The sequence below is a fragment of the Bowmanella yangjiangensis genome (genome assembly GCF_017255015.1).
Lineage (GTDB): Bacteria > Pseudomonadota > Gammaproteobacteria > Enterobacterales > Alteromonadaceae > Bowmanella > Bowmanella yangjiangensis.
On sequence record NZ_JAFKCS010000279.1, the window covers coordinates 1 to 1,049 of the forward strand.

General features: G+C 49.7%; 1 protein-coding gene and 1 pseudogene. Both read left to right on the forward strand.

What is annotated here, in order from left to right; translation table 11 throughout:
* Positions 1 to 162 (forward strand): DNA-directed RNA polymerase subunit beta (locus J0A65_RS27990; protein ID WP_206596778.1); only part of this gene is annotated, 162 nt, incomplete at its 5' end.
* Between the two features lie 74 nt (positions 163 to 236).
* A pseudogene (locus J0A65_RS23970) lies at positions 237 to 1,049 on the forward strand (DNA-directed RNA polymerase subunit beta'); the annotation flags it as partial.

Below are 1,049 nucleotides of genomic sequence, written 5' to 3' on the forward strand. Positions count from 1 at the left end.
ATGCTGACGGTCAAGTCCGACGATGTGAATGGTCGTACCAAAATGTATAAGAACATTGTGGACGGCGACCATCGTATGGAACCTGGAATGCCGGAATCCTTCAACGTATTACTGAAGGAAATTCGCTCTCTGGGTATCAACATCGAGTTGGAAGAGAATTAATCCGACCAGGGTATTTAGGGCATGTGGGGAGCCCGATGGCTCCCCAAGGTTAATGACTCCGCAGGGAGAAAATCGTGAAAGATTTATTGAAGTTTCTGAAGCAGCAGAATAAGACCGAAGAGTTCGACAATATCCGAATCGGTCTGGCTTCACCGGACATGATCCGTTCTTGGTCTTATGGCGAAGTGAAGAAGCCAGAGACCATCAACTATCGTACTTTCAAGCCAGAGCGTGATGGCTTGTTTTGTGCGCGTATCTTTGGTCCGGTTAAAGACTATGAGTGCTTGTGTGGTAAGTACAAGCGCCTTAAGCATCGCGGTGAAAACAGAGAGAAGTGTGGCGTTGAAGTTACCCTGACCAAAGTACGTCGTGAGCGTATGGGGCACATTGAACTGGCCAGCCCGGTTGCGCATATTTGGTTCCTCAAATCACTGCCGTCCCGTATTGGTTTGATGCTGGATATGACCTTGCGTGATATCGAGCGCGTACTTTACTTCGAAAGCTATGTGGTGACTGAACCCGGTATGACAACGCTGGAGCGTTCACAGCTTCTGACCGAAGAAGAATACCTGGATGCGTTGGAAGAGCACGGCGACGAGTTTGAAGCCAAGATGGGTGCCGAAGCGGTATTCGATCTGCTTAAAGCACTGAACGTTGACGGCGATGTTGCTTCCATGCGTGAAGAGTTGCCAAGCATCAACTCTGAAACCAAGAAGAAAAAGATCACTAAGCGTCTGAAATTGCTGGAGTCTTTCCAGGCTTCTGGTAACCGCCCAGAGTGGATGATCCTGACTGTTCTGCCTGTGCTGCCACCGGACCTGCGTCCTTTGGTACCACTGGATGGCGGCCGTTTTGCAACCTCTGATCTGAACGATTTGTATCGCCGC